This window comes from Vibrio sp. 10N.286.55.E10, from assembly GCF_002872555.1.
Taxonomy (GTDB): domain Bacteria; phylum Pseudomonadota; class Gammaproteobacteria; order Enterobacterales; family Vibrionaceae; genus Vibrio; species Vibrio crassostreae.
Window position 1 is genome coordinate 57,170 of the sequence record NZ_MCSD01000011.1, and the last position, 24,114, is coordinate 81,283.

At 44.5% G+C, this 24,114-nt stretch carries 28 protein-coding genes; 10 read left to right on the forward strand and 18 right to left on the reverse strand.

All coding sequences use genetic code 11. The features are described from left to right. Position 1 precedes the first annotated feature (1 nt). The 9 genes from ptsN to BCV39_RS08665 all read right to left on the reverse strand — a co-directional run bounded on the left by ptsN (position 2) and on the right by BCV39_RS08665 (position 6,621). Positions 2 to 463, reverse strand: coding sequence for a PTS IIA-like nitrogen regulatory protein PtsN (ptsN, locus tag BCV39_RS08625; RefSeq protein ID WP_004738707.1), 462 nt, complete (start codon positions 461 to 463; stop codon positions 2 to 4). Between the two features lies 1 nt (position 464). Further along, positions 465 to 752 carry a ribosome hibernation promoting factor gene (hpf, locus tag BCV39_RS08630; RefSeq protein WP_009847742.1) on the reverse strand — a complete coding sequence of 96 codons (288 nt, stop codon included), beginning with the start codon at positions 750 to 752 and terminating at the stop codon, positions 465 to 467. Positions 753 to 814: 62 nt separating this feature from the next. Continuing rightward, positions 815 to 2,275: an RNA polymerase factor sigma-54 gene (locus BCV39_RS08635; RefSeq protein WP_017058913.1), complete on the reverse strand. Its 1,461-nt coding sequence runs from the start codon at positions 2,273 to 2,275 to the stop codon at positions 815 to 817. A 54-nt stretch (positions 2,276 to 2,329) separates the two neighbouring features. Beyond that, positions 2,330 to 3,055 (reverse strand): LPS export ABC transporter ATP-binding protein, encoded by a 726-nt coding sequence (lptB, locus tag BCV39_RS08640; RefSeq protein ID WP_004735304.1) that lies wholly within the window; start codon positions 3,053 to 3,055, stop codon positions 2,330 to 2,332. 2 nt (positions 3,056 to 3,057) lie between these two features. Continuing rightward, positions 3,058 to 3,552, reverse strand: a complete 495-nt coding sequence (gene lptA, locus BCV39_RS08645) for a lipopolysaccharide transport periplasmic protein LptA (protein WP_004735305.1) — start codon at positions 3,550 to 3,552, stop codon at positions 3,058 to 3,060. Continuing rightward, positions 3,533 to 4,096 (reverse strand): LPS export ABC transporter periplasmic protein LptC, encoded by a 564-nt coding sequence (gene lptC, locus BCV39_RS08650; RefSeq protein ID WP_004735306.1) that lies wholly within the window; start codon positions 4,094 to 4,096, stop codon positions 3,533 to 3,535. Before lptC ends, lptA begins: the two co-directional genes overlap by 20 nt. After that, the gene (gene kdsC, locus BCV39_RS08655; protein ID WP_048659268.1) at positions 4,093 to 4,650 is read right to left on the reverse strand and encodes a 3-deoxy-manno-octulosonate-8-phosphatase KdsC; all 558 of its coding nucleotides are present in this window, start codon (positions 4,648 to 4,650) and stop codon (positions 4,093 to 4,095) included. The genes lptC and kdsC overlap by 4 nt, the downstream gene beginning before the upstream one ends. Continuing rightward, positions 4,650 to 5,621, reverse strand: a complete 972-nt coding sequence (gene kdsD, locus BCV39_RS08660) for an arabinose-5-phosphate isomerase KdsD (RefSeq protein ID WP_102432495.1) — start codon at positions 5,619 to 5,621, stop codon at positions 4,650 to 4,652. The genes kdsC and kdsD overlap by 1 nt, the downstream gene beginning before the upstream one ends. Before the next feature lie 34 nt (positions 5,622 to 5,655). Further along, positions 5,656 to 6,621: a calcium/sodium antiporter gene (locus BCV39_RS08665; protein ID WP_102432496.1), complete on the reverse strand. Its 966-nt coding sequence runs from the start codon at positions 6,619 to 6,621 to the stop codon at positions 5,656 to 5,658. A 264-nt stretch (positions 6,622 to 6,885) separates the two neighbouring features. On the opposite strand from BCV39_RS08665, the gene mlaF reads away from it, so the two are divergent. The 8 genes from mlaF to BCV39_RS08705 all read left to right on the forward strand — a co-directional run bounded on the left by mlaF (position 6,886) and on the right by BCV39_RS08705 (position 12,347). Beyond that, positions 6,886 to 7,680: a phospholipid ABC transporter ATP-binding protein MlaF gene (gene mlaF, locus BCV39_RS08670; RefSeq protein WP_048659265.1), complete on the forward strand. Its 795-nt coding sequence runs from the start codon at positions 6,886 to 6,888 to the stop codon at positions 7,678 to 7,680. A 1-nt stretch (position 7,681) separates the two neighbouring features. Beyond that, positions 7,682 to 8,461, forward strand: coding sequence for a lipid asymmetry maintenance ABC transporter permease subunit MlaE (gene mlaE, locus BCV39_RS08675; RefSeq protein ID WP_017632286.1), 780 nt, complete (start codon positions 7,682 to 7,684; stop codon positions 8,459 to 8,461). 2 nt (positions 8,462 to 8,463) lie between these two features. Continuing rightward, the gene (mlaD, locus tag BCV39_RS08680; protein WP_048662139.1) at positions 8,464 to 8,955 is read left to right on the forward strand and encodes an outer membrane lipid asymmetry maintenance protein MlaD; all 492 of its coding nucleotides are present in this window, start codon (positions 8,464 to 8,466) and stop codon (positions 8,953 to 8,955) included. A gap of 49 nt (positions 8,956 to 9,004) precedes the next feature. Next, on the forward strand, positions 9,005 to 9,619 hold the full coding sequence (locus BCV39_RS08685; protein ID WP_240699569.1) for a phospholipid-binding protein MlaC: 615 nt from the start codon (positions 9,005 to 9,007) through the stop codon (positions 9,617 to 9,619). Further along, on the forward strand, positions 9,619 to 9,927 hold the full coding sequence (locus tag BCV39_RS08690) for a lipid asymmetry maintenance protein MlaB (protein WP_004735315.1): 309 nt from the start codon (positions 9,619 to 9,621) through the stop codon (positions 9,925 to 9,927). Before BCV39_RS08685 ends, BCV39_RS08690 begins: the two co-directional genes overlap by 1 nt. Before the next feature lie 13 nt (positions 9,928 to 9,940). Further along, on the forward strand, positions 9,941 to 10,195 hold the full coding sequence (gene ibaG, locus BCV39_RS08695; RefSeq protein ID WP_017058924.1) for a BolA family iron metabolism protein IbaG: 255 nt from the start codon (positions 9,941 to 9,943) through the stop codon (positions 10,193 to 10,195). Positions 10,196 to 10,203: 8 nt separating this feature from the next. Then, positions 10,204 to 11,469, forward strand: coding sequence for a UDP-N-acetylglucosamine 1-carboxyvinyltransferase (murA, locus tag BCV39_RS08700; protein ID WP_017058925.1), 1,266 nt, complete (start codon positions 10,204 to 10,206; stop codon positions 11,467 to 11,469). Positions 11,470 to 11,621: 152 nt separating this feature from the next. After that, the gene (locus BCV39_RS08705; protein WP_102432498.1) at positions 11,622 to 12,347 is read left to right on the forward strand and encodes a 1-acylglycerol-3-phosphate O-acyltransferase; all 726 of its coding nucleotides are present in this window, start codon (positions 11,622 to 11,624) and stop codon (positions 12,345 to 12,347) included. Positions 12,348 to 12,472: 125 nt separating this feature from the next. On the opposite strand, the gene BCV39_RS08710 is transcribed toward BCV39_RS08705, so the two are convergent. The 5 genes from BCV39_RS08710 to arcA all read right to left on the reverse strand — a co-directional run bounded on the left by BCV39_RS08710 (position 12,473) and on the right by arcA (position 17,029). Then, on the reverse strand, positions 12,473 to 12,862 hold the full coding sequence (locus BCV39_RS08710; RefSeq protein WP_004738682.1) for a RidA family protein: 390 nt from the start codon (positions 12,860 to 12,862) through the stop codon (positions 12,473 to 12,475). Between the two features lie 136 nt (positions 12,863 to 12,998). After that, positions 12,999 to 13,460, reverse strand: a complete 462-nt coding sequence (pyrI, locus tag BCV39_RS08715; RefSeq protein ID WP_017632290.1) for an aspartate carbamoyltransferase regulatory subunit — start codon at positions 13,458 to 13,460, stop codon at positions 12,999 to 13,001. Between the two features lie 12 nt (positions 13,461 to 13,472). Continuing rightward, on the reverse strand, positions 13,473 to 14,402 hold the full coding sequence (gene pyrB, locus BCV39_RS08720) for an aspartate carbamoyltransferase (RefSeq protein ID WP_048659262.1): 930 nt from the start codon (positions 14,400 to 14,402) through the stop codon (positions 13,473 to 13,475). A gap of 245 nt (positions 14,403 to 14,647) precedes the next feature. After that, positions 14,648 to 15,652 carry an ornithine carbamoyltransferase gene (locus tag BCV39_RS08725; RefSeq protein WP_102432499.1) on the reverse strand — a complete coding sequence of 335 codons (1,005 nt, stop codon included), beginning with the start codon at positions 15,650 to 15,652 and terminating at the stop codon, positions 14,648 to 14,650. Between the two features lie 156 nt (positions 15,653 to 15,808). Further along, positions 15,809 to 17,029, reverse strand: a complete 1,221-nt coding sequence (arcA, locus tag BCV39_RS08730; RefSeq protein WP_048659260.1) for an arginine deiminase — start codon at positions 17,027 to 17,029, stop codon at positions 15,809 to 15,811. A 576-nt stretch (positions 17,030 to 17,605) separates the two neighbouring features. On the opposite strand from arcA, the gene rraB reads away from it, so the two are divergent. Further along, on the forward strand, positions 17,606 to 18,022 hold the full coding sequence (gene rraB / locus BCV39_RS08735; protein WP_017058930.1) for a ribonuclease E inhibitor RraB: 417 nt from the start codon (positions 17,606 to 17,608) through the stop codon (positions 18,020 to 18,022). Positions 18,023 to 18,147: 125 nt separating this feature from the next. Continuing rightward, positions 18,148 to 18,942, forward strand: coding sequence for a hypothetical protein (locus BCV39_RS08740; protein WP_102431399.1), 795 nt, complete (start codon positions 18,148 to 18,150; stop codon positions 18,940 to 18,942). A 49-nt stretch (positions 18,943 to 18,991) separates the two neighbouring features. On the opposite strand, the gene BCV39_RS08745 is transcribed toward BCV39_RS08740, so the two are convergent. The 4 genes from BCV39_RS08745 to BCV39_RS08760 form a co-directional block, all read right to left on the reverse strand. Then, positions 18,992 to 19,897 (reverse strand): bifunctional helix-turn-helix transcriptional regulator/GNAT family N-acetyltransferase, encoded by a 906-nt coding sequence (locus BCV39_RS08745; RefSeq protein ID WP_102431398.1) that lies wholly within the window; start codon positions 19,895 to 19,897, stop codon positions 18,992 to 18,994. 133 nt (positions 19,898 to 20,030) lie between these two features. Then, complete coding sequence (locus BCV39_RS08750; RefSeq protein WP_048662132.1) at positions 20,031 to 20,435, reverse strand: DUF2061 domain-containing protein; 405 nt, start codon at positions 20,433 to 20,435, stop codon at positions 20,031 to 20,033. Positions 20,436 to 20,655: 220 nt separating this feature from the next. Continuing rightward, positions 20,656 to 23,529 carry a valine--tRNA ligase gene (locus BCV39_RS08755; RefSeq protein WP_102431397.1) on the reverse strand — a complete coding sequence of 958 codons (2,874 nt, stop codon included), beginning with the start codon at positions 23,527 to 23,529 and terminating at the stop codon, positions 20,656 to 20,658. A gap of 102 nt (positions 23,530 to 23,631) precedes the next feature. Next, entirely contained in the window at positions 23,632 to 24,081 is a 450-nt protein-coding gene (locus BCV39_RS08760; RefSeq protein ID WP_102431396.1) for a DNA polymerase III subunit chi, read from the reverse strand. Positions 24,082 to 24,114: the final 33 nt, after the last annotated feature.

Here is a 24,114-nt window from a genome sequence, read left to right on the forward strand (position 1 = left end):
GTTATTGCTCGCAAGTTGGCACTTGAATCATGATGTCGTAAAGCTCTTGATCGCTTTGAGCGTTACGCAACTGTTTCAGAGTCTGCTTATCGTTTAGTCGCTCTGCCATACAAGAAAGGGTTTTTAGATGCTCCTTACATTGTTCACTTGGAACAAGCAGGGCAAATAGTAGGTCGACAGGACGATTATCAATCGCATCAAATTCGATGGGATCTTGGCATTGCAGTAATACAGCAATCGCTTTATCACTGACATTCATACGAGCGTGGGGAATAGCAATGCCATTACCAATGCCTGTACTGCCCATTTTTTCACGGCTCAACATGCACTCAAACAGTTCTGTTGAATCTTGACCACAGCTTTCTGCTGCGATCTGACTGATGAGCTCAAGGGCTCTTTTTTTGCTTGTGCATTGGACTGCACTTTTGGTGCAGTCCAATGAAAGTACTTCGCTTAATTGCATGTTAGTGACTACTTAGCTTTTCTTTGTGCTTGTTGAGTTGGCGGACGAGTTTATCAACCAATGAATCAATCGCGGCATACATGCTTTCATCTGTTGCTGTCGCATGGATTTCCCCCTGATTTATATGCAGGGTAGCTTCTGCGATTTGATTGATTTTCTCAACTTTTAAAACAACCTGAACGCTATTGATATGATCAAAGAAGCGCTCAAGTTTGTCGAATTTGGTGTGAACATAGTCTTGCATTGAATCGGTAAGATCAACGTGATGGCCTTGAATATTGATTTGCATAGACTTTCCTTTTCAGTTGGTTGCCTGATCATAGTTGCTAAGTAACTAGCGACTAAATGAGCTTATAGCAGGCGTTTACGCTGACTCGATGGGGCAATGCCCAGAGACTCACGGTATTTCGCTATGGTACGTCTAGCTACCTGAATTCCTTGGTCAGCCAGTAAAGCAGCAATCTTACTATCACTTAGAGGCTTCGCGGTATTTTCCGCTGCGACAAGCTTCTTAATGAGTGCGCGAATTGCTGTAGATGAACATTCACCGCCATTGTCAGTGCTGACATGGCTTGAGAAAAAGTATTTGAGTTCGAAGATGCCACGTGGCGTATGCATGAATTTTTGAGTCGTCACACGAGAGATCGTGGATTCGTGCATATCAACAGCTAACGCAACATCATTAAGGACCATTGGCTTCATCGCTTCTTCGCCATGTTCGAAGAAATCACGCTGATGTTCAACAATGCATCGCGCAACTTTGAGTAGCGTCTCATTTCGGCTCTCTAGGCTTTTAATTAACCACTTTGCTTCTTGCAAATTTGAGCGTATGTATTGATTGTCGGCGCTGTTGCCTTTACTTCCAAGATCAGCGTACTGCTGATTTACTTTCAACTTAGGCACGCTATCAGGGTTAATGGTCACTAACCATTTGCCAAGGTCTTTGAAGACAGATACATCCGGAACCACATACTCAGTTTCATCTGGAGTAATCTTACTGCCAGGGCGAGGGTCCAGCTGTTGAATAAGCTGCAAAACTTCACGTAGTTCTGCTTCTTTCAACTTGGTCTCTTTGATAACCAGTTTGTAATCGCGATTGCCGAGTTGGTCGATATGGCTAGTAAGTACTAACTTAGCTTCGTTGAGCCAAGGCGTATCTTGAGGGAAGGTTGCCAGTTGCAGTAACAAGCAATCTTGCAGGTTGACTGAACCGACACCTAGCGGGTCAAACTGCTGAATTCGTTTACGTACGGCTTCAATTTCATCAAGCTCGATCTCTTCATTGTCGAAGTTTTCAAGGATGTCTTCACAAGTTACAGTGAGGTAGCCATAGTCGTCGATGGCATCTATCAATGCAAAAGCGATGCTTCGGTCGGTGTCAGTGAATGGTGTTAAATCGAGTTGCCAAAGCAGGTAATCGTGCAGGCTTTGAGTGGTTTCACCTTGATAAACAGGCATGTCGTCATCAATCGCAATACCCGTATTACCGGTGTTTGCGCTGTAGACGTCTTCCCAAGTTGTGTCGATTTCTAGTTCGTTGCCAATCTCTGATTTTTCGATTAAGTCTGAGCTATCAGGTAAGTCTTGCTCTGTGGCTTCAACGGTTTCTTTTTCGTCACTGCTAGGTTTTTCTTCCGATGTTGGCGTATCTTCATTGCCTTCTTCGACATCGAGTAGCGGGTTAGATTCAAGTGCTTCTTGAATCTCTTGCTGCAAATCTAAAGTAGACAATTGCAACAAACGAATCGCTTGCTGCAATTGAGGAGTCATTGCTAACTGTTGGCCTAGCTTAAGTTGTAATGAGGGTTTCATTCAGTGTGACTTACCTAGTTATTATTCTTAGAACTCTCGATACTCTCTATATAATCATAGACGGAATTGTTCGCCTAGATAAACTTGTTTAACTTGTTCGTTATTGAGAACATCTTCAGGAGTACCTTCAGCGATTAGGTGTCCTTGGCTTACGATGTAAGCTTTTTCACATACGTCTAGTGTTTCACGAACGTTGTGGTCGGTAATCAAAACGCCCAAGCCACGATCGCGTAGGTGAACAATGATTTTTTTGATATCGATAACCGAGATCGGGTCAACACCAGCGAACGGTTCATCCAGAAGAATGAACTGCGGGTTTGCTGCCAATGCGCGAGCAATCTCAACACGACGACGCTCACCACCCGACAGAGCCATACCATTACTGGTGCGGATATGTTGGATGTGGAATTCTTCAAGCAGGTCTTCCAATTTATCTTGACGCTGTTCATTGGTCATCTCATCACGGGTTTGTAATACCGCCATGATGTTGTTCTCAACTGACAACTTACGGAAAATCGATGCTTCTTGTGGCAGATAACCGATACCAAGACGAGAGCGACTGTGCATTGGCAAGATACTGATGTCTCGGTCATCAATGCTGATGGTGCCCTCATCACGCGCAACTAAACCAACAATCATATAGAAAGACGTGGTTTTACCTGCACCGTTAGGCCCAAGCAGACCAACGATCTGGCCTGACTCTACCTGCAAGCTTACATCGGTAACAACTTTGCGCTTGCTGTAGGTTTTCGCTAGGTTTTTTGCTTTAAGAACAGCCATCGTTACTTATTCACTTCCGTTGGTTGTAAAACCGTTGACACTCGTTTGTTTTCACCACTGTCAGCGACTAATTTCTGAGAACCGATCTGGTAAGTGATCTTAGAGCCGCGAATGATACTGCCGTCTTGAGATAGCATCGCATTCTTGGTCATGATCAGTTTGTCGGCAACAAGCTGGTAATGCAGGTCGTCAGCTTCACCGTAGAGTGTCTTACCATCGTCAGTAAGCTGAGAGAAGGTTGCTGGCTTACCGAAGCCTTGAATTTCTTCAATCTCGCCGTTTACGGCGTTGCGGGTAACAATAACCTTATCGGCATTGATATTGATGCTGCCTTGTTTAAGGTTTACATCACCAAGAAAGGTTACTTGATTACTTTTCATATCCAATTGCTGGCTGTCTGAGTCAATGTAGACAGGTTGCTCGCTATCCGAAGAAAGGGCATAGACATTTGGTGCCGCAAGGGTCAAAGCGAATAAACTAAGGTGTAAGAGTTTCATATCTACCTTGAACAGAATTAAAGAGGGTTGCATTGTTGGTACCGAAGTTACCTTTCATTGCTTGTCCCTCAGTTTCAAAAAATGTACCGATCATATGGACCGGAGTCTCTGAATAAAAATCTCGGCTAGGCAGCTCAACAACCATTTTATCTGTAGTCATTGTATCGAAGCTGGCTTCTGGCAATAGGTTCTTTGCCACGACGTTGTCATAAAAAGTGACAACTTGATTCTCATCCATAATCGCGCGATCAGCGGTGACTTGCCATTCAATCGTGTGTCCTTCTCGGAATACCGAAAGAACCGGGTTTTGAAAGTGCGTATCGCCAACCACTGAGTAATGTTCTAAATACGTCGATTCAACCTGATAGCTACGAATACCGCTTTCGTCATAGCTAATGTTGTTTAGGCTTTTGCCACTAAACGCGGGCAGCTCCAAATTTGGAGCTACTTGTATCGTTGATGTTTGCTCTTTGTCGTACAGATAATAGGTCGACCAAGAGGCAATAAATATTAGTATTAAATAGATAATACGAGTAAAACTCATATGCTTAAACCTTTATGCACGTCGAGTTCATTTCTTGCTTGTAAAATAAGGTCGCAAACTTCACGTACCGCACCATGACCACCGTTAATGGTTGTCACGTAGTTTGCTCGCTTTGCAAGTAGCGGGTGACCATCTGCTACACAGACCTTCAAGCCAACTTTTTCCATCACAGGCCAGTCGATCAGATCGTCGCCGATGTAACCTGTGTTTTCAGGATTTACAGAAAGCTTATCGCAAATATCCTGGTATGCCTTAACTTTATCGTCTTGGCCTTGATAAATCAGCTTGATGCCTAGAGCAGTCATTCGATTCTCAACAATTTGAGATTTACGACCAGTGATGATCGCGATTTCAATACCCGCGTTCATCAGTGATTTAATGCCGTAACCGTCACGAGTGTGAAAGGTCTTCAGCTCTTCACCGTTGTTGCCCATGTAGATGCGACCATCAGAGAATACACCATCGACATCGCAAATTAGTAGTTTGATCTCTTTTGCTACTGCGAATACATCAGCATCTACTGTGCCGTATAAGGTTTCGACTGTCTGTGTCATTACATTACTCCTGCTTTCAGTAAGTCATGCATGTTTAAGGCTCCAACCAGCTTACCTTCATGGCACAACATCAGGCCATTGATGCTTTTAGCTTGCATCAAGTTTAATCCCTCTACTGCGAGCATGTTTGGTTCTGCTACAGTTGGGTTAAGTGTCATTACGTCGCCGATCTGCGTGTTATGAATATCAACGCGCTTGTCTAGGATTCGGCGTAAATCACCATCGGTAAAAATACCGGCCATTTGGCCATCTTCACCAACGATGGCTGTCATGCCCAAGCCTTTTTGAGATATCTCTAACAGAGCATCTCGTACTAGCGCATTTGGTGCAACAACAGGGAGTGCATCTCCTGTGTGCATGATGTCGTCTAGTTTTAACAGCAGTTGACGACCTAAAGCGCCACCTGGATGAGACAATGCAAAGTCTTGAGCGGTAAAGCCTCGAGCCTGCAAAAGTGCAACGGCTAATGCATCACCCATAACCAAAGTCGCCGTGGTACTGGTTGTTGGTGCTAAGCCCAGTGGACACGCTTCTTCCGGTACTGAAATTTGTAAATGGATATCAGACAAGGTCGCCATGTTTGATGCTGGCTTACCTGTCATGCTGATGATCTTGATGTTCAGACGCTTTAATACAGGGAATAGGCTGAGGATTTCTCCCGATTCGCCTGAGTTGGATATTGCGATCACAATATCGCCAGGTTCGATCATGCCTAAGTCGCCATGCGCTGCTTCTCCTGGGTGCACAAAGAAAGCAGATGTCCCGGTACTTGCTAACGTTGCTGCTATTTTGTTGCCAATGTGGCCTGATTTCCCCATGCCCATCACAACGACTTTGCCTTTGTTGTTCAGGATAAGGTCGCAAGCTTTACAAAAATCATCATTAAAATATTGGTCTAATTGAGTGAGACCTGCAACTTCGGTTTCCAAAACTTGTTTTGCAACGCTGCGGTAATCAAATGGCTGAGACATCAAATACTCCAAGTACGGGAAGTTAAATCAACAATTAAGCCGACATGTTCATTAGTAGGTAACTTTGGTAGGCCACAAACGTGATAATTAACACGCCGCCTTCAATACGATTCACGCTACGAGATTTTCCTAGTGCCATAACAACAAGCAGTAGCGATACGCCTAGCATTACCCAGAAGTCTCGACCCATAGCGAACTCGCTCAAGATCGAAGGGTTTAGGATGCCCGGGATACCCATAACAGCAAGGATGTTGAATACGTTTGAGCCAATGATATTACCCACGGCCATATCATCTTCACCCTTCATAACACCAGCAAGTGATGCGGCAAGCTCAGGCAGACTAGTACCTACGGCAATGATAGTTAGACCTATGACAAGATCGCTCATGCCAAAATATTTCGCGATGATTACCGCATTATCTACCAGCATATCAGCAGCCAAAGGCAGGATGATCAGGCCAATCACGACCCACATTGCGGCTTTAGGGTTGCTTACACCCTCTGGGATTTCTGATTCTTGTTCATCAAGGAAAGCATCGCCGTTCTTTTTCTCGCTGCGGCTGATTTGCAACATAGCAAACAAAAACGCGGCAAAAAGAACAAACAACAACACGCCTTCATAGAAGCCTAAATGGTTATCCCACAGTAGGGCGCCCGCTAGTAGAGTAACACCGATCATTAATGGTAGTTCACGACGAATCACGCCTGAGCTAATAGATAATGGCTTAATTAGTGCTGTAATACCTAAAATCAGCGCGATGTTGGCGATGTTTGAACCTAAAACGTTACCAACGGCTGTATCTGTTTTGCCATCAAGGGCTGCTGTTGCAGAAACCATCATTTCAGGAGCCGAAGACCCCATTGCTAAGATCGTCATACCGATAACTAGTGGTGAAATACCGAAGTTGCGAGCAAGAGCTGCGGCACCGTAAACCAGCTTATCTGCACTCCACACCAAAAAAACTAGACCGATAATAAGAAACGCAATCGCTTCAAGCATGATGATTCCTAAAAAATTAATAAAAACGGAGAATTAACCGCTAATTTTGACCTGTTGCTAGATAAAAGGGAAGTCACTCGGCAAATTAATTACCAGTTAGCTGGCAAGAAAGAGAGCTCAATAGATAATTTTCTAATGCTTTCAAATTCCTGCATAGATTCCTGTTTAATATGAATTAATTGAACAGTGCTTTTAATTCTAAAGTAGACTCATTATTATTGCAGCCATAATTGGCGTTTTTTAAAGCAAGGAAACAACAAAAATATGTTGAACACTGAGCTTGTGAAAGTTAAGAACCTCAGCTTTTCACGCGGTGATCGCGTTATCTTTGATGATATAAGTTTAGAGGTTCCTCAAGGTAAGATAACCGCAATTATGGGGCCGTCAGGGATTGGTAAAACGACCTTGTTGCGTTTGATTGGCGGACAGTTGCCGCCAGATGGAGGCGAAGTCTGGTTTGATGGCGACAACATCCCTGCATTATCACGTCGAAAGCTTTATCAAGCACGTAAGAAAATGAGCATGCTATTCCAATCGGGTGCGCTTTTTACGGATCTCAATGTGTTTGATAATGTGGCGTTTCCTCTGCGAGAGCACACTGAACTGAATGAAAAATTCATTCGTACCATCGTATTACTTAAGCTTGAGGCGGTAGGGTTACGAGGGGCAGCACAGTTAATGCCAAGTGAATTGTCTGGCGGTATGGCGAGACGAGCGGCGTTGGCACGTGCGATTGCCTTAGATCCAGAGCTCATCATGTACGATGAACCGTTTGTTGGCCAAGACCCAATCACCATGGGTGTTTTGGTTGAGCTTATTCGTAACCTCAATCAAGCGTTGGGCTTAACCTCGATTGTCGTTTCTCACGATGTTCCAGAAGTAATGAGTATTGCGGATTGGGTTTACCTCATGGCAGATAGCAAAATCATTGCTGCGGGAACGCCTGAAGAGTTGTACAACAACGACGATCCGAGAGTGCAGCAATTCTTACAAGGTGAAGCGGATGGTCCGGTGCCGTTTAGATTCCCTGCGCAAAGTCTAGAAAAGGATTTGTTTTAATATGATAGCTAAAACTATTGCGGGTGTCGGTAGACGTACACTTGCGATTTGCGAGTCATTTGGTCGAGCAAGCCTGATGTTATTCGGGGCGTTGTTTGGCATCCCGAGACTAAAAAACTTCCCTTTATTAGTAAAACAACTTTATAGCGTTGGCGTTCAGTCATTGGCTATTATTTTAGTTTCGGGTCTGTTCATTGGCATGGTACTCAGCCTGCAAGGTTATGTCGTGTTAATCGACTACGGCGCAGAGGGGAACCTTGGTCAGATGGTCGCTCTTTCTCTGTTACGAGAGCTCGGTCCTGTAGTGACAGCGCTGCTGTTTGCAGGTCGCGCAGGTTCTGCGTTAACGGCTGAGATTGGCTTGATGAAGGCTACAGAGCAGATCTCCAGCCTTGAGATGATGGCCGTTGACCCTCTTAAACGCATTATTGCACCACGACTTTGGGCCGGGCTTATCTCAATGCCATTGCTTGCTATGATCTTTATGGCGGTAGGCATTTGGGGCGGTCAGTTAGTGGGTGTTGATTGGAAAGGCATTGACCACGGTAGTTTCTGGTCTGCGATGCAGTCTTCTGTTGAGCTAGGTCGAGATATTGGTAACAGCATGATCAAGTGTATGGTCTTCGCTATCACCGTAACTTGGATCGCACTTTTCAATGGTTACGATGCGGTACCGACCTCAGAAGGTATCAGTCAGGCAACCACACGCACAGTAGTGCACTCTTCTCTAGCGGTATTAGGGCTAGATTTTGTTCTTACCGCATTGATGTTTGGGAATTAATCATGCAACAAACTCGAAAATTAGAATTATGGGTCGGCACCTTTGTTATTGCCGGAATTTGCGCAATCTTAATCATGATCTTTCAAGTCGCTGACGTAAAAGGCATAGGTTCGAACCATACTTACAATCTCAAAGCGACCTTTGACAACATTGGTAGCCTAAAGGTTCGTTCTCCGGTGAAAGTGGGGGGCGTGGTTGTTGGCCGAGTTCAAAGTATTGAGCTTGATACCGAGAGCTACCTGCCGGTGGTTAAATTGTCTATTGATTCGAAGTACTCACAATTTCCTGATACCTCTAGTGCTCAAATTTTAACGTCAGGTTTAATCGGTGAGCAGTACATCAGTTTGGTTCCAGGCTTCATTTTTGACGATGAAGAGATGCTGGTCGATGGGGATTCTATAGAAGATACTAAATCGGCATTGGTACTCGAAGATTTGATTGGCCAAGTGCTGTATAGCGTTGGCGGCTCTGATGACAATAAAGCTGAGGAATAAGAGGATGTTGAAAACGATGAGTCACTTAAAAACATGGTTTTTCGCTGTAATGGCCTTGTTGATTTCTACTCAAGCTTTTGCGGATACGACTATTGATAAAACGCAGCCTTACCAAATGATGACGCAAGTCGCTGAGGTGGCATTTGAGCGCTTAAAGAGCGAACAAGACAACATTCACCAAGATCCAGAACTCCTTAAGGTGATCGTGGAAGAAGAGTTGATGCCTTATGTGAATGCACAATACGCGGCACTTAAGTTATTAGGGCCAAATCTGAAAGGCGCGGATAGAAAAGATGTCCATGTATTTATCGACTCATTCCGTAAATACTTGGTTTCTTCTTACGCGCAAGTACTGACTCAATATTCAGACCAAACCATCGAGTTTGGCCCTGAACCAAAAATCAAAGCGGACAGCCGTATTACCAGTATCAAGGTAGATATCATTGATTCGCCGCGACCTAACATCAAGCTTGAATTTAAACTTCGTAAAGACAAAAAATCTGGCGAGTGGAAGGCATTTGATATGGTTGCGGAAGGGATTAGCCTGTTGTCGAGCAAGCAATCGGAGTGGAATACTAAGATTCGTCAAGAAGGCATCTTACAGGTTGCTGACGAGCTAGAGAAATTAGCAGCACAACCGATTCGTTTTGAGAGTAATAAATAATGAGCCATTCTCAATGGCAAGCACTAAGCTCTAAAGAATATCAGCTGCTCGGCGATATCGACCGAGACAGTGTCCCTGCAATCTGGCGTATATTGGAAAAGTGGCAAACGACGGAATCGAGCGTTGAAATTGACCTTAGCCATATAAATCGAGTCGATTCAGCAGGAATGGTGATGCTAATTCACTTATTAGAGCATGCAAAAAATCAAAACTGTCATATAATGCTCAGTTTCGTGCCAGAACAATTACGAACGTTGTTCCAATTGAGCAATATCCAGCCAATGATGGCAGAACACATAAAAAATTAGGCAGGAGCTATTTGTGGACAGCACAAAAGTACAAGAATTATTAGCAGAGGCACTGAACCTTCAGGAAATTTTCGTGAAGGGTGAAGGCAGTCATTACGAAGTTGTTGCGGTTGATCCATGTTTTGACGGCATGAATCGAGTTAAGAAGCAGCAACTAATCTACGGCCCACTAATGGAATACATTCAACGTAATGACATCCATGCTCTTTCTATTAAGGCTTTCACGCCAGAAGAGTGGGAACGTGATAAGAAACTGATGTCACTTTAAGGTTTATGATGGAAAAGTTTCGAGTTATTGGATCGGACAAGCCGCTAAGCGGTGAAGTGACGATCTCAGGCGCAAAAAATGCAGCGCTACCTATCTTATTTGCTTCAATTCTTGCTGAAGAGCCAGTTGAAGTGAGTAATGTTCCTCACCTACGTGACATCGATACTACGATGGAGCTACTAAAGCGTCTCGGCGCAAAAGTATCACGTAACGGTAGTGTTCATGTTGATGGCAGTGAAATTAATGAGTTTTGTGCGCCTTACGATTTAGTAAAAACAATGCGTGCATCTATCTGGGCTTTAGGTCCTCTAGTCGCTCGTTTTGGTGAAGGCCAAGTATCACTTCCTGGTGGTTGTGCAATTGGTGCTCGCCCTGTTGATTTGCATATCCATGGCCTAGAGCAACTAGGTGCGACCATTAAGTTGGAAGATGGTTATGTGAAAGCAAGTGTTGATGGCCGTTTGAAAGGCGCGCACATCGTGATGGATAAAGTAAGCGTTGGCGCTACGATTACTATCATGTGTGCAGCAACACTAGCGGAAGGTACAACAGTACTCGATAACTCAGCGCGTGAGCCTGAGATTGTTGATACGGCTGACTTCCTAAACAAACTAGGTGCTAAAATTTCTGGCGCAGGTACAGATACGATTACTATCGAAGGCGTTGAGCGTCTTGGTGGTGGCCAACACTCTGTGGTTGCTGACCGTATTGAAACGGGCACTTTCCTGGTTGCTGCTGCTGTTTCTGGCGGTAAAGTGGTTTGTCGCAACACCAACGCTCATCTTCTTGAAGCTGCCTTAGCGAAGCTTGAAGAAGCGGGTGCGAAGGTTGAAACGGGTGAAGACTGGATCAGCCTTGATATGACGGGTCGTGAACTGAAAGCGGTGAAAATCGTAACGGCACCTCACCCTGGCTTCCCAACCGATATGCAAGCACAGTTTACTCTGCTTAACATGATGGCGAAGGGCAGTGGTGTTATCACTGAGACTATCTTTGAAAACCGCTTTATGCACATTCCTGAGTTACAGCGAATGGGCGCAAAAGCGGAAATCGAAGGCAACACGGCTATCTGTGGTGAGACGGAAAAACTGAGCGGCGCTCAAGTAATGGCTACGGACCTTCGCGCATCTGCGAGCCTTGTGATTGCTGGCTGTATTGCTCAAGGCGAAACCATCGTTGACCGTATTTATCACATCGATCGTGGCTACGATAAGATTGAAGATAAACTGTCAGCCTTAGGCGCAAACATTACACGATTTAGTGAGTCGAACTAACCTAGGTTAGTGGATTCATGAATCAGTAAGATGAAAACATAAAAGTCGGAACCTTGGTTTCGGCTTTTTTATAGTTGTATTTACCGCAAGTGAACCTATTGCTCATTTTTGCGCGAATAGATGAATCAACTTGGCGGTCGGTGAGGAACAAAATGATAGCAATATTACGTATTTTCGCAGTGGCGATATTTGCGATTCTTATGTTTGTATTTGGGTGTGGTTACTGTTTACTAAGCCCGCGCAACCCAAAACACGTATTTACCTTTGGCCGCTATTTCGGTCGCATGTCGAAGATCTTCGGCATGAAGTTAGAGCTTCGCATCCCAGAAGATGCCTACTCTCGCGGCCAACATGTTTATGTGGCGAACCACCAAAACAGCTGGGATCTATTCACGATTTCATCAGCGGTAACGCCTAAAGTGGTGACGGTTGGTAAGAAAAGCCTAGTGTGGATGCCTCTATTTGGTCAGCTTTACTGGCTGACGGGTAACATCCTAATCGACCGTGCTAACCGCAGCAAAGCGGTGGGTACCATTGATCAGGTAGTGACAAGCCTAAAAGAGAGCGACGTTTCAGTATGGATGTTCCCTGAAGGGACTCGTTCTCGTGGCCGTGGTTTATTGCCATTCAAAACGGGTGCTTTCCATGCTGCAATCGGCGCAGGCTTACCGATTATCCCTATCGTGTGTAGCTCAACAGGTGGCGTGAAGCTAAACCGTTGGAACAACGGCCATGTGATTGTTGATATGCTGCCACCTATCAGCACAGAAGGTTACGACAAGTCTAATGTTCGTGAACTAGCGAACTTAGCTCGTGAGCAGATGGCTGCTAAGCTTGAAGAATTAGATAAAGAAGTGGTTGAGCTTAATAAGAAATAATCATCTAAGCGAAACGATGAACAATAAAAAAGGTTGCCAATTGGGCAACCTTTTTTGTATCTGATAAACGCTCAGCATTATGCCTTATTCGTTTACTAGAAACCGTTTATTCTAGATATTAAAACCTATTTGCGAACCGCAATAGCTTCGATCTCAATACCTACATCTTTTGGCAGACGTGCTACTTCAACACATGAACGTGCAGGGTAGTTTGCAACACCGTGCTCATCAAAGAACTTGCCGTAAACTTCGTTTACTGTACCGAAGTCGTTTAGGTCTTTAACGAATACTGTTAGCTTTACGATGTCTTTTACAGTTAGGCCTGAAGCTTCTACAACCGCTTTAACGTTGTCTAGAGATTGGCGAGCTTGCTCTGCGATATCAGCAGATACTTCACCAGTTGCTGGGTTTACTGGGATTTGACCAGAAGTCAGTACCATGTTGCCAAGGTCAACACCTTGTACGTATGGGCCGATTGCAGCTGGAGCAGATTCTGTGTGAAGTACTTTAGTCATTGGTTTATTCCATCAGTTATTAGATAAAAATCAATTTTCAGTGTGCCTTCAAACTTTGGATAGGTAAAGAGCAAAATACCCCGCATAGGCGAGGTATTTGATAGTTTTTACATTCGGTCAGCGTTGCCGTATGGCGTTATCTTTCTGTCACGATCTCGCGAGAGAATACCTTTTCGCAATACTTACACTTTAATCGAATATCTTCTTTCTTTTCAAAGATCTTAAAGCTGCTTTCAACCGGTTCATTGTGAGTAATACAGTTGGTATTTGGGCACTCGAACACATCGTTGATTTGCTCAGGAAGTTCTAATGCTAACTTCTTAACCACTTCGTAATCTTCGATTTGGTTAACGGTCGCGTGAGGTGCGTAAAGTGCCAGCTTGCTCGCCTGTTCTTCGGTGATAAACACATTCTCAATCTTGAGTAGGTCTTTTCCGCCTAGTGCAGAAGACGGCAGATTTAGGCCAATCGTCACACGCTGATGAGAGTTGTGCATGTCGAACAGTTTTAGCACTTTGATCCCGATGTTAGCTGGGATGTGGTCGATAACAGTACCGTTTCTGATTGCTTCAACTTTTAATTGAGTCTCTTTAGACATGATATCTCTCCTCTACAGCGTTTCGTTAAGAACAAGGGCTAGTAATGCTTCACGCGCGTAAACACCATTCTCTGCTTGCTGGAAGTAGTAAGCGTAAGGTGTTTTATCGACATCGATAGTAATTTCATCAACGCGAGGAAGAGGGTGTAGAACCTTCAGGTTATCGCGTGCATTTTCCAGCATTGAAGCGGTCAGGATGTACGCTGATTTGATGTGCGCGTATTCTGACTCATCGAAGCGCTCTTTTTGAACTCGAGTCATGTACAAGACATCAAGCTCAGGAATCACATCTTCCATGTCCGTCAATAGTTGGTACTTGATGCCCGCTTCATCAAGCTCTTCGCAAATGTAGTCTGGCATCGCTAGTGCTTCTGGTGCCACGAAATAGAAACAGATGTTGTCGAACTTCGCTAGCGCTTGCGTCAACGAGTGAACTGTACGGCCGTACTTAAGGTCACCAACAAATGCCACGTTAAGGTTATCTAGGCGGCCTTGTGTCTCGGCGATAGAGAATAGGTCTAATAACGTTTGTGTTGGATGTTGATTTGCGCCGTCACCTGCGTTAATAACTGGTACACCGTTTGAGAACTCAGAAGCCAGACGCGCTGCGCCTTCTTGAGGGTGACGCATTACGTAAGCGTCAACGTATGAAGAGATAACCTGTACCGAGTCCGCTAGCGTTTCGCCTTTCTTTGCCAAAGAAGTGTTACCACCACTGTCGAAGCCAATCACGTCACCACCGATGCGTTGAATCGCAGTTTCAAAAGAGAGGCGAGTTCGCGTAGAAGGTTCGAAGAAGCAGCTGGCAACAACTTTGTTCTTGATGAGTTCTGGGTTTGGTTCAGCCTTTAGCTGACCTGCCGTTTGAACAATTAATTCTAGCTCTTCACGAGAAAGCTCTGGAATTGAGATGATGTGCTTTTGATAGAGCGAATTCGCCATGATCTTCTTCCCCACAATAATGTATTGGCCATAAAAAAGCCCCCCATAATGGGAGGCTTTAAAAAAGTGCTGAAAAGCAGAATAGACGGCCTGGTAAGCATCTTAGCTTACGAGCAATATTTGGTGTTTTCACAATATTGGTTGGCGTCATTTTCACTACTCTCAGACAAATTGCCGAGAATTATACGCTTTCAATTTGTGAGCGCAAGCGATTACATCAAGCTTTTGTTTACTTTCAATATTCGCTATTGGCCCAGTGTCGCAACCATTACCGCTTTGATGGTGTGCATGCGATTCTCAGCTTCATCAAACACAATTGAGTAATCCGATTCAAAGACTTCGTCAGTGACTTCTAAACCGTTCATTCCATACTTGTCTGCGACTTGCTGGCCGATTACGGTTTCATTGTTGTGGAAAGCAGGTAAGCAGTGCATGAATTTCACTTGAGAGTTACCAGTGAGCTTAATAACTTCCATATTCACTTGGTAAGGCGTCATAACAGCAACACGTTCGTCCCAAGCTTCTGGCGCCTCGCCCATCGAGACCCAAACATCGGTGTAAAGGAAATCACAACCTTTAACACCTTCAGCAACGTCTTCGGTTAACGTGATTTTAGCACCTGTACTTTGCGCGATAGCTTGGCACTCTTCAACGAGCTGTTCTTCTGGCCAAAAGGCTTTTGGCGCGACAAGGCGAATATCCATACCCATTTTCGCAGCACCGACTAAAAGTGAGTTGCCCATGTTATTACGAGCGTCACCTAGGTAGGCAAAGCTGATTTGATGTAGATGTTTACCGCGACCATGCTCAAGCATAGTGAGGAAATCAGCCAAGATCTGAGTCGGATGGAATTCATCGGTTAGGCCGTTCCAAACCGGCACACCAGCGTATGCGCCAAGATCTTCGACAGTGCTTTGACCAAAGCCACGGTATTCAATGCCGTCGTACATACGACCTAATACACGAGCCGTATCTTTCATTGATTCTTTCTGACCAATCTGAGAACCAGAAGGGCCTAGATAAGAGACTTGAGCACCTTGATCAAAGGCCGCTACCTCAAAAGCACATCGAGTTCGTGTTGATGCTTTTTCAAAGATCAAAGCGATGTTTTTACCGTTAAGCTTTTTCTGCTCTGTTCCTGCATACTTAGCTTTTTTTAGATCAGCAGACAGATCGAGTAAAAACTGAATCTCTTTAGGAGTAAAGTCGAGAAGTTTTAGAAAGTTACGATTGCGAAGATTAAAGGCCATCTCTCGCTCCTTGCGAATATAGAATCAATGAAGAACTCAGTTAAACATAAAGATGCTATATTTGTGAATATTTATTTTATTAATTTAATAAAAAAGGCCAGTAAATGAATACTGGCCTAGATAAGTTATTGAGTTCGTTTAACTGAGCTCTTTGACTTAGATACCGTCTCTTTCGATAGGGCAGCTCATACAGCGTGCGCCGCCACGACCACGGCCTAACTCGTTGCCAGGAATCGTTAGAACTTCGATACCCGCTTTGTCGTATTTCTCATTGGTGTAAACATTACGCTCATAGCCAATCACGGTACCTGGCTTCACTGTTAGTACGTTGTTAGCGTCATTCCACTGTTCACGTTCAGCTTCATAGTTGTCACCGCCAGTCGTGATGATCTTCAGCTGATCAAGGCCTAGAGCCCCTTCAATTGCTGACAGGTAGTTTTCCGATTTCTCTACACGCATCTCACCATTTTCTTTTGGTGTTAGGCGCCAAGTATCTAGATCTTTGCGAACAATCTCAGGGTAGACAGAGAAAGTGTCGATATCCATGTGCGTCATCACCGTATCAAGGTGCATACAAGAGCGGTGTTTTGGTAAATCGATAGCAATTACTTCGGTTGCTTGACCCGAACGGAACAAGCTAGCCGCTAGGTTTTCGACACCTTGTGGCTTGGTACGCTCAGAGATACCAACCAGTACCGCGCCTTTACCGATAACCAGTACGTCACCGCCTTCAATATTGGCGTTGTCGTAGTGAAGGTCTTCATCACCAAAGTACTTAATGAAATCTTGACCGGCGAACACTGGATGCCAGCGGTAGATAGCACGCAGGTGGTTCGTTTCACGTTGACGTGCAGGCTTCATCATTGGGTTCAGCGATACACCGCCGTAAACCCAGCATGAGGTATCTCGCGTAAACAGGTGGTTAGGCAGAGGTTCGATAACGAAATCGAGTGGTCGATGCATTTTAGGCAGCATCGATGATGATTTGATAGGAAGCTCAGAATAAGCCAAGCCACCGAGTAAGATCGTTGCTAGATGCTCATTATCCATTTGAGCAAGGTAGTTTCTTAAGTCACGGGCAAAAGTAGGCCCATAACGGAAATCTGAGATTTGAGTATTCAGCAACCACTCACGAGCCTGAGGTACGGCAAGCGTCTCTACTAGCAGGTCGTGCAGCAGTAGCACTTCTACGTCTTGACTGCGCAGCGTTTCTGCAAAGGCATCATGTTCTTCACCAGCTGCTTCAACGGCAAGTACATCATCAAATAAAAGATCATGACAGTTTGAAGGGGTGAGGTGGGTGAGTGCTCTTTCAGGTCTATTTAGGAGAACTCGTCTCAATTGACCGACTTCGGAGCCAACGTACAGCTTACTCATTTTGCATCCTTACTATTAATCCAGCGTCTATTTATGACAAGCTTGTCCGTAATATGCAAGTTTTACAGATTGAGTTAATGCAAGGTATTTGGCTAATTATTGGTCATAAAATCTGCCATTTTAAACTTTACGCAGATTAAATTCCAATTTACTGGCTATCGCACGGAACAACGTTTTTGAGGATCTATGCTCAATTCATGGCTTGTTAGAATTGAATTTTGCTTATTAATCGTGATTTTTTATTCACTATTATGCACTTTTTGATAACAAGCTGAGGATTTATGCACCCTAAAAGCGGTTGGGTGTATGCAGCCAATGTGACTAATCACGCAAGTTTTATTCAATAAGCCCTAAAGTGGCCACAAAAACGAAATGCTAAAATACGTGGCGGTTAATAAAATGTTGGAAATTTGTTTCTGTGATTTTGATTTCACTTTTGAATTGATATTGGCTCTGCGATCTCGCGATAAACTTACCTTTCTAGGCCTGATCTGGGTGGCTTTTCTGGACGATCCGTGCCATATTTCGTGGCAATCAAATTTGATCTTTTCATAGTCAACACTCTGGAGCAGACACATGTCTCACGAAGATGAATATCTATCAGTAGCGGAATTAATTGAATTTCAAAAGGAAGAGACTCGCGACATCATTACAGCATTAATTGAAGATGGTAGCGATCCTGAAGCTCTATACGATATCGAGCATCACCTATTTGCTGAAGATTTCGATGTGCTTGAGAAAGCGGTTGTTGAAGCATTCAAAATGGGCTTTGAAGTGCTTGAAGCTGAAGAGACTGAAGACGAAGATGGCAATAAGCTACTTTGTTGTGATGCAACGATGCAATGTACTCTGAATGCAGAAGCGATCGATGAGCAAGTTGAGAAGCTTGTGAACCTTGCAGAGAAGTTCGACATTATCTACGACGGTTGGGGCACTTACTACGAAGGTGAAGATGCTATCTACCCGGACGAAGATGATGAAGGCGAAGAGTAATTCTTTCCTAATTTTAAAAAATGCCAGCCTCGAGCTGGCATTTTTTTACCCTCAGAAAAATAAATGTCTTTATATGCATTCATTCATTATAATGCGGTCAAAATTGATCTAGCTCAAGGAATGATATGCGGTTGCTTCTCGATGGTCTTTGGCAAATTTCGCCACTGACGGATCTCTCTATCCCACAAGATGACATCACTTTTCCGGCTCCGTTAAGCTCAAAGCTCCCTGGTAGCTTGAGTGAAAATGAAATTGCAGAGCAAGAGTGGCACCTGATGCATGACATTGAAGTGGATGACGCTATGTTGGCGTGTCCATTCGTTGAGTTGGTCGTAGCGGGTGTCGATTACTTTGCAGAAGTGCGACTGAATGGCGTTGCCGTGTTTGATTGCGATGGTAGCCAAGCTGAATATCGCAAAGACATCCGCCCTTATATGCAGTCTGGCCGAAACCGTTTTGAGATCCTTTTCCTTGAAGAAGAAGAGAGCCTGCTGCTTGAAGAGGATATGGATGATTCTGTATCTTCACAGGTTGTCGTTAAATCTGATTCGCGCATCGGGATTTGGCAAGCGCCATACCTGCAGTTCGTTCGAAACGTCAAACTAGAGCAAGTTGTCACAGAGCAGATCTGGCACCATGGCGGTGGCTGTGAGTTCAAAGTAGATGTTATCTATCAAACGCTAAAGCCGGGGTTAATATCGGCATCCATCAAGTTTAATGGCATGACACTCGTAATGCCGATAGATGTGCGCGCAGAGCATACCGGCGTTGTGTTTCAGGTGGAAGCTCCCATGGTATTTAACCTTGAGAAGCCCAACCCTAAGCATCTATATCAATTAGAAGTGGTACTTGATGGGCAAGAAGAGAGTTCTTTTGTTGCCTTGAACCCAACTTCTTGCGTCAGTAACTTTTTACGCTAACTCCGTATATTTTAGCACTATCTTCTTTCGCTATAGCGGCACATTCTGCTTATAACGATTTGGCCATGACAACCTCACAAGCGTCGTGGCCTGTCTCTCCCCAAGCTGAGTCAAGGTGCTCAAACCCAAGTTTCTCATAGAGTTTGACCGCAGCACCTAAGCATTCCGTCGTTTCTAAATACATGTGATGATACCCAAGTTGTTTGGCTTGCTTTAAGCTCAAAGCGACAATTCGCTTGGCTAGGCCATGCCCTCGAGTTTGCGGTAAGAAGTACATCTTTTGTAGCTCACACACATTGGGTTTGCCTGCTAGAGGGGCAAAGCCACCGCCTCCGACAACCTTTCCGTTATGTTCGATAACCCAATACATTGCGTTTGCTTGGCTATAGACAGAGTACATATCATCGAGTGTTGGATCGGCCACGCCATAGCCTTTATCTTCTGTGAGCCCATGCTCAGCCGAAACTTGGCGAATGACTTCGGCTAATTGTTGGTTGTCTGACTCTGTGAGTGGACGTAATACAAACTCATCCGCTTGGCATACTTTCGTTAGCCCTTTTAAATAGCTCTCAAGTCCTTGCTTAAGCAGTTGTTGTTCGTTGTTATTGAGTGTCGAGAGTACTTTTTCAAAGAAGATGCTTTGCTGCTGGTCGAGTTGAGATAACGCATCAACGCCTTGAGCGGTTAGGGCGACTAATTGGCTACGCTTGTCTGTTGGGTTCTCTAGGCTTTCAACTAAACCAAGCTTGAGCAGACCCGTGACAGTGCGGCTAGCATTCGATTTATCTACGTTAAGTTGCTGTGCTAATTGGTTGATGGTGATTGGCTGCAACTGGATTTCACCAAGAGTATGAGCCTGGACTGGAGTGAGGTCGACATCACCACATTGCTTATCAAGCATGCCAAGTAAACGAACCGTTTGACGAGAATAGTCTCTTAACTGTTGAGAATTCATAACCACCTACCTTTGGATTAAGAAATGAAGTTGCGCACCGCAATCAATTTAATTGCGGTGCGCAACTTTGTCAATGGTGAGCTGAATTTTGTTATTCGAAACTGGTTGCTTCAATCGCTCAGTGAGCTTTAGATTAAGCGTGTTGATGTAAGCAAAACTGAGCTTGTACTGTTTGGCTTTCAGCTTTTCGTAACCAGACTTTCTCGTGGAAGTAGTAAGCAACTGTATTTAAAGCTGGCTCTAGCAAAGCCATCACACCGCCGATGAAGGCATCGCCAGTCAACAAGTAGACAACGGTAAAGGCAACACTAAAGTGGATGCTAGCAAAGCTTGCTGTTTTTAATTTGGTCATCCACTGACGAGCTTTAAGCGCTGGTACTTGAGCCCACGCCTTTTCATGAAAATAGAAGGCAACAGTATTCACAGAGGGCTCAATCATGGCGATTAAGCTACCAATTAAGATGTCGCCTGTGAGTACATAAGCGACACTAAATGCGATAGTAAAATGTAATGCAGCAAAGGTTAGTGTCTTTTTCATGATAATTACTCGGTCGTTGTGTTGTTTCGATAGAGCTATTATTGAGAATTATTATCACTAAATCCAATGGGCAGTTAAGATTGTTTTGATAGGCAAAAGCTATCAATAAACTGGAGTGAGGCTGATTGGATTGGAACTTGGTGCATAAAAAAAGGCTGACCATGAAGGCCAACCTTTTTATCTAGAGCGAGAGGTTCGAAACCTCCTCGTTCATTCAGTTTTAAAGAGCAGCAATTGTTGCTTTTTGCTCTTCAAGCTTCACAAGAGTCTCTTGGTAGCCTTCAAGCTTTTCACGCTCTTTCGCGATAACCGCTTCTGGCGCTTTAGCAACGAAACCCTCGTTACCTAGCTTACCTTCGATACGCTTAATCTCGCCGTGAGTTTTAGCTACTTCTTTATCTAGACGAGCAAGCTCAGCATCTTTGTCGATAAGACCCGCCATTGGGATCATTAGCTCAGACTTACCAACCAGTTTAGTTGCACAAGCAGGAGTCTCTTCACAATCAGCTAGAACTTTAATGTCGTCTAGTTTAGCTAGAGAGTTAAGAACGATCTTGTTCGCTTCGATACGAGCTGCATCTTTCTCATCAGCGACTTTGATCATTACTTCTAAGCCTTGGCTCGGTGCAATGTCGTATTCCGCACGTAGGTTACGGATAGCTGTGATGAAAGTCTTAACCCATTCGATGTCTTCTACGATCTCAGCATTGAAGTTATCTTCGTTAAACTGAGGAAGCGCTTGAGTCATGATTGTCTCGCCTTCAACGCCGTCTACTAGAGGCTTAACGCTCTGCCAGATAGATTCGGTGATGTAAGGAAGAACTGGGTGAGCAAGACGCAGAGTCTTCTCTAGAACCGTGATAAGCGTGTAACGAGTCGCTTGTTGTTGAGCTTCAGTGCCTTTCCAAAGAACCGGTTTAGTTAGTTCTAAGTACCAGTCACAGAATTGGTTCCAGATGAATTCGTAAAGCGTGTTTGCTGCCATGTCTAGACGGTAGTTGTCTAGGTGAGCATTAAACTCTTTCGCTGCAACTTCAAACTGAGATTCAATCCACTTATCCGCTAGAGAGAATTCCATGTTTGCACGGTCTTCAACAGACAGTGACATGCCACAATCGTGCTCTTCTGTGTTCATCAGTACGTAACGGCTCGCGTTCCATAACTTGTTACAGAAGTTACGGTAACCTTCAAGGCGCTTCATGTCCCAGTTGATGTCACGGCCAGTTGAAGCCATAGCAGCAAGAGTGAAACGCAGTGCGTCAGTACCGTATGGTTCGATACCGTTTTCGAAAGTTTTACGTGTTGCTTTTTCGATCTTAGCAGCCAGTTTAGGTTGCATCATGTTGCCACAACGCTTTTCTACTAGCTCTTCAAGGCCGATGCCGTCAATCATGTCGATTGGGTCAAGTACGTTACCTTTCGACTTAGACATCTTGTCGCCGTTTTCATCACGGATAAGACCTGTCATGTAAACCGTTTTGAAAGGTACTTGAGCCTTGCCATCTTCGTCTTTCACGAAGTGCATGGTCATCATGATCATACGAGCAACCCAGAAGAAGATAATATCAAAACCAGATACTAGTACTTCTGATGGGTGGAATGTTTTCATTGCTTCAGTATCTTCAGGCCAGCCTTGCGTGCCGAACGTCCAAAGTGCAGAAGAGAACCATGTATCAAGTACATCGTTGTCTTGCTTAAGCACAACAACAGGCGCTAGGTTGTTCTTTTCACGAACTTCTTCTTCAGTACGACCTACGTAAACTTTACCATCGTTGTCGTACCATGCTGGGATTCGGTGGCCCCACCAAAGTTGACGAGAGATACACCAGTCTTGCACGTCACGCATCCACGCGAAGTACATGTTTTCGTACTGCTTAGGCACGAACTGGATTTCGCCATCTTCAACGGCTTTGACTGCAGGTGCTGCAAGAGGTGCTGTGCGCACGTACCATTGGTCAGTCAGCATTGGTTCGATAACTACGCCACCACGGTCACCGTAAGGGACAGTTAGGTCGTGATCTTTTATCTCTTCAAGAAGACCAAGTTCATCGAATTCAGCAACGATAGCTTTACGTGCAGCAAAACGCTCCATGCCTTGGTACTTAGCAGGGATATCTGTTGAGTAAACATCGCTTTCTTCGCCGTTGGTTGTGAAGACTTCAGCAGCATCACGGATATCAGCGTTGAACGTTAGGATGTTGATCATCGGTAGGTTGTTGCGCTTACCCACTTCGTAATCGTTAAAGTCATGAGCTGGAGTGACTTTCACACACCCCGTGCCTTTTTCCATGTCTGCGTGCTCATCGCCTACGATAGGGATAAGACGGTTAACAACAGGAAGTAGGATTTCTTTACCGATAAGATCTTTGTAACGAGGATCTTCTGGGTTAACCGCTACGCCAGTATCACCAAACATGGTTTCTGGACGAGTAGTAGCAACAACGATGTAGTCTTTACCATCAGCCGTTTTAACACCGTTCGCTAGCGGGTAGCGGAAGTGCCACATGAAACCTTTTTTGTCTTTGTTTTCAACTTCAAGATCTGAAATTGCAGTGTGCAGTTTAGGATCCCAGTTTACTAGACGCTTACCACGGTAGATTAGGTCTTCTTCGTATAGACGAACAAACACTTCTTGAGTCGCAGCCGATAGGCCGTCATCCATAGTGAATCGCTCACGATCCCAATCTACAGATGCTCCAAGACGACGAAGCTGTTTAGTGATCGTGCCACCTGATTCGCCTTTCCATTCCCAGATCTTGTCGATGAAAGCTTCACGACCGTAGTCGTGTTTTGTTTTACCTTCTTCAGCAGCAATCTTACGCTCAACAACCATTTGAGTTGCGATACCAGCGTGGTCAGTACCCACTTGCCAAAGCGTGTTTTTGCCTTTCATACGTTGAGCACGGATAAGCGTATCCATGATCGTATCTTGGAACGCGTGACCCATGTGTAGGCTGCCAGTGACGTTCGGTGGCGGGATCATGATGCTGTAAGCTTCTTTTGATGTGTCACCGTGTGGCTTAAAGTAGCCTTTCTCTTCCCAAGTCTGATACAGAGCTTGTTCGATTGATGTTGGGTTGTATGTCTTTTCCATAGTGCTCTTAAACGGATACTGTGAATGGTTAATCGTGGTCAAACTTCATAAGTGAAGCTTCTTGAATCTAAATCCAAAGATAGCTTTAACTATGAGGTTTGACTATGGATGTTGAATCTCGATCGTCTGTAGCTGATATCCAGCCTGACGGTAAATTTTATACCTTTCTCGAGCGAGTTGCTTAGCTTTTTCTTCGCAAGGGACGAAGTCTATCACCTGAGCAAAGGCGTTCGCAAAGGTTGTATGATTATCGGCCAGATTAATTACTAGCTGACGATTCCAATTATGTTTTACGCCTTGATAGCCAATTTCGATGTTGGTTGAATACTTTGGGCCTTCGCCAACCAAGTTGTGCGCAATAAACTCACTGGGTTCGACTTGCCACAAAACTTCAGCAATACGCTCGGCATGTTCTTTGTCATTACAATTGAGATAAAGCTTAGCGCCTTGTTTCGCAAAGTGCTGAGCAAGAAACAGCACATAGTGAGCAAAACCATCTTCGTTGGCTTGCGGACTGTCTGAAGGCACAATGTAAAATGTAGCAGTCTGCATACTTAATACTCGAACTGAAAATCGTGGATATCA

Bases quoted from the DNA above. Each gene is read 5' to 3' on its own strand.
- ptsN (WP_004738707.1), bottom strand. From the start codon at position 463: ATGCAATTAAGCGAAGTACTTTCATTGGACTGCACCAAAAGTGCAGTC.
- hpf (WP_009847742.1), bottom strand. From the start codon at position 752: ATGCAAATCAATATTCAAGGCCATCACGTTGATCTTACCGATTCAATG.
- BCV39_RS08635 (WP_017058913.1), bottom strand. From the start codon at position 2,275: ATGAAACCCTCATTACAACTTAAGCTAGGCCAACAGTTAGCAATGACT.
- lptB (WP_004735304.1), bottom strand. From the start codon at position 3,055: ATGGCTGTTCTTAAAGCAAAAAACCTAGCGAAAACCTACAGCAAGCGC.
- lptA (WP_004735305.1), bottom strand. From the start codon at position 3,552: ATGAAACTCTTACACCTTAGTTTATTCGCTTTGACCCTTGCGGCACCA.
- lptC (WP_004735306.1), bottom strand. From the start codon at position 4,096: ATGAGTTTTACTCGTATTATCTATTTAATACTAATATTTATTGCCTCT.
- kdsC (WP_048659268.1), bottom strand. From the start codon at position 4,650: ATGACACAGACAGTCGAAACCTTATACGGCACAGTAGATGCTGATGTA.
- kdsD (WP_102432495.1), bottom strand. From the start codon at position 5,621: ATGTCTCAGCCATTTGATTACCGCAGCGTTGCAAAACAAGTTTTGGAA.
- BCV39_RS08665 (WP_102432496.1), bottom strand. From the start codon at position 6,621: ATGCTTGAAGCGATTGCGTTTCTTATTATCGGTCTAGTTTTTTTGGTG.
- mlaF (WP_048659265.1), top strand. From the start codon at position 6,886: ATGTTGAACACTGAGCTTGTGAAAGTTAAGAACCTCAGCTTTTCACGC.
- mlaE (WP_017632286.1), top strand. From the start codon at position 7,682: ATGATAGCTAAAACTATTGCGGGTGTCGGTAGACGTACACTTGCGATT.
- mlaD (WP_048662139.1), top strand. From the start codon at position 8,464: ATGCAACAAACTCGAAAATTAGAATTATGGGTCGGCACCTTTGTTATT.
- BCV39_RS08685 (WP_240699569.1), top strand. From the start codon at position 9,005: ATGGCCTTGTTGATTTCTACTCAAGCTTTTGCGGATACGACTATTGAT.
- BCV39_RS08690 (WP_004735315.1), top strand. From the start codon at position 9,619: ATGAGCCATTCTCAATGGCAAGCACTAAGCTCTAAAGAATATCAGCTG.
- murA (WP_017058925.1), top strand. From the start codon at position 10,204: ATGGAAAAGTTTCGAGTTATTGGATCGGACAAGCCGCTAAGCGGTGAA.
- BCV39_RS08705 (WP_102432498.1), top strand. From the start codon at position 11,622: ATGATAGCAATATTACGTATTTTCGCAGTGGCGATATTTGCGATTCTT.
- BCV39_RS08710 (WP_004738682.1), bottom strand. From the start codon at position 12,862: ATGACTAAAGTACTTCACACAGAATCTGCTCCAGCTGCAATCGGCCCA.
- pyrI (WP_017632290.1), bottom strand. From the start codon at position 13,460: ATGTCTAAAGAGACTCAATTAAAAGTTGAAGCAATCAGAAACGGTACT.
- pyrB (WP_048659262.1), bottom strand. From the start codon at position 14,402: ATGGCGAATTCGCTCTATCAAAAGCACATCATCTCAATTCCAGAGCTT.
- BCV39_RS08725 (WP_102432499.1), bottom strand. From the start codon at position 15,652: ATGGCCTTTAATCTTCGCAATCGTAACTTTCTAAAACTTCTCGACTTT.
- arcA (WP_048659260.1), bottom strand. From the start codon at position 17,029: ATGAGTAAGCTGTACGTTGGCTCCGAAGTCGGTCAATTGAGACGAGTT.
- rraB (WP_017058930.1), top strand. From the start codon at position 17,606: ATGTCTCACGAAGATGAATATCTATCAGTAGCGGAATTAATTGAATTT.
- BCV39_RS08740 (WP_102431399.1), top strand. From the start codon at position 18,148: ATGCGGTTGCTTCTCGATGGTCTTTGGCAAATTTCGCCACTGACGGAT.
- BCV39_RS08745 (WP_102431398.1), bottom strand. From the start codon at position 19,897: ATGAATTCTCAACAGTTAAGAGACTATTCTCGTCAAACGGTTCGTTTA.
- BCV39_RS08750 (WP_048662132.1), bottom strand. From the start codon at position 20,435: ATGAAAAAGACACTAACCTTTGCTGCATTACATTTTACTATCGCATTT.
- BCV39_RS08755 (WP_102431397.1), bottom strand. From the start codon at position 23,529: ATGGAAAAGACATACAACCCAACATCAATCGAACAAGCTCTGTATCAG.
- BCV39_RS08760 (WP_102431396.1), bottom strand. From the start codon at position 24,081: ATGCAGACTGCTACATTTTACATTGTGCCTTCAGACAGTCCGCAAGCC.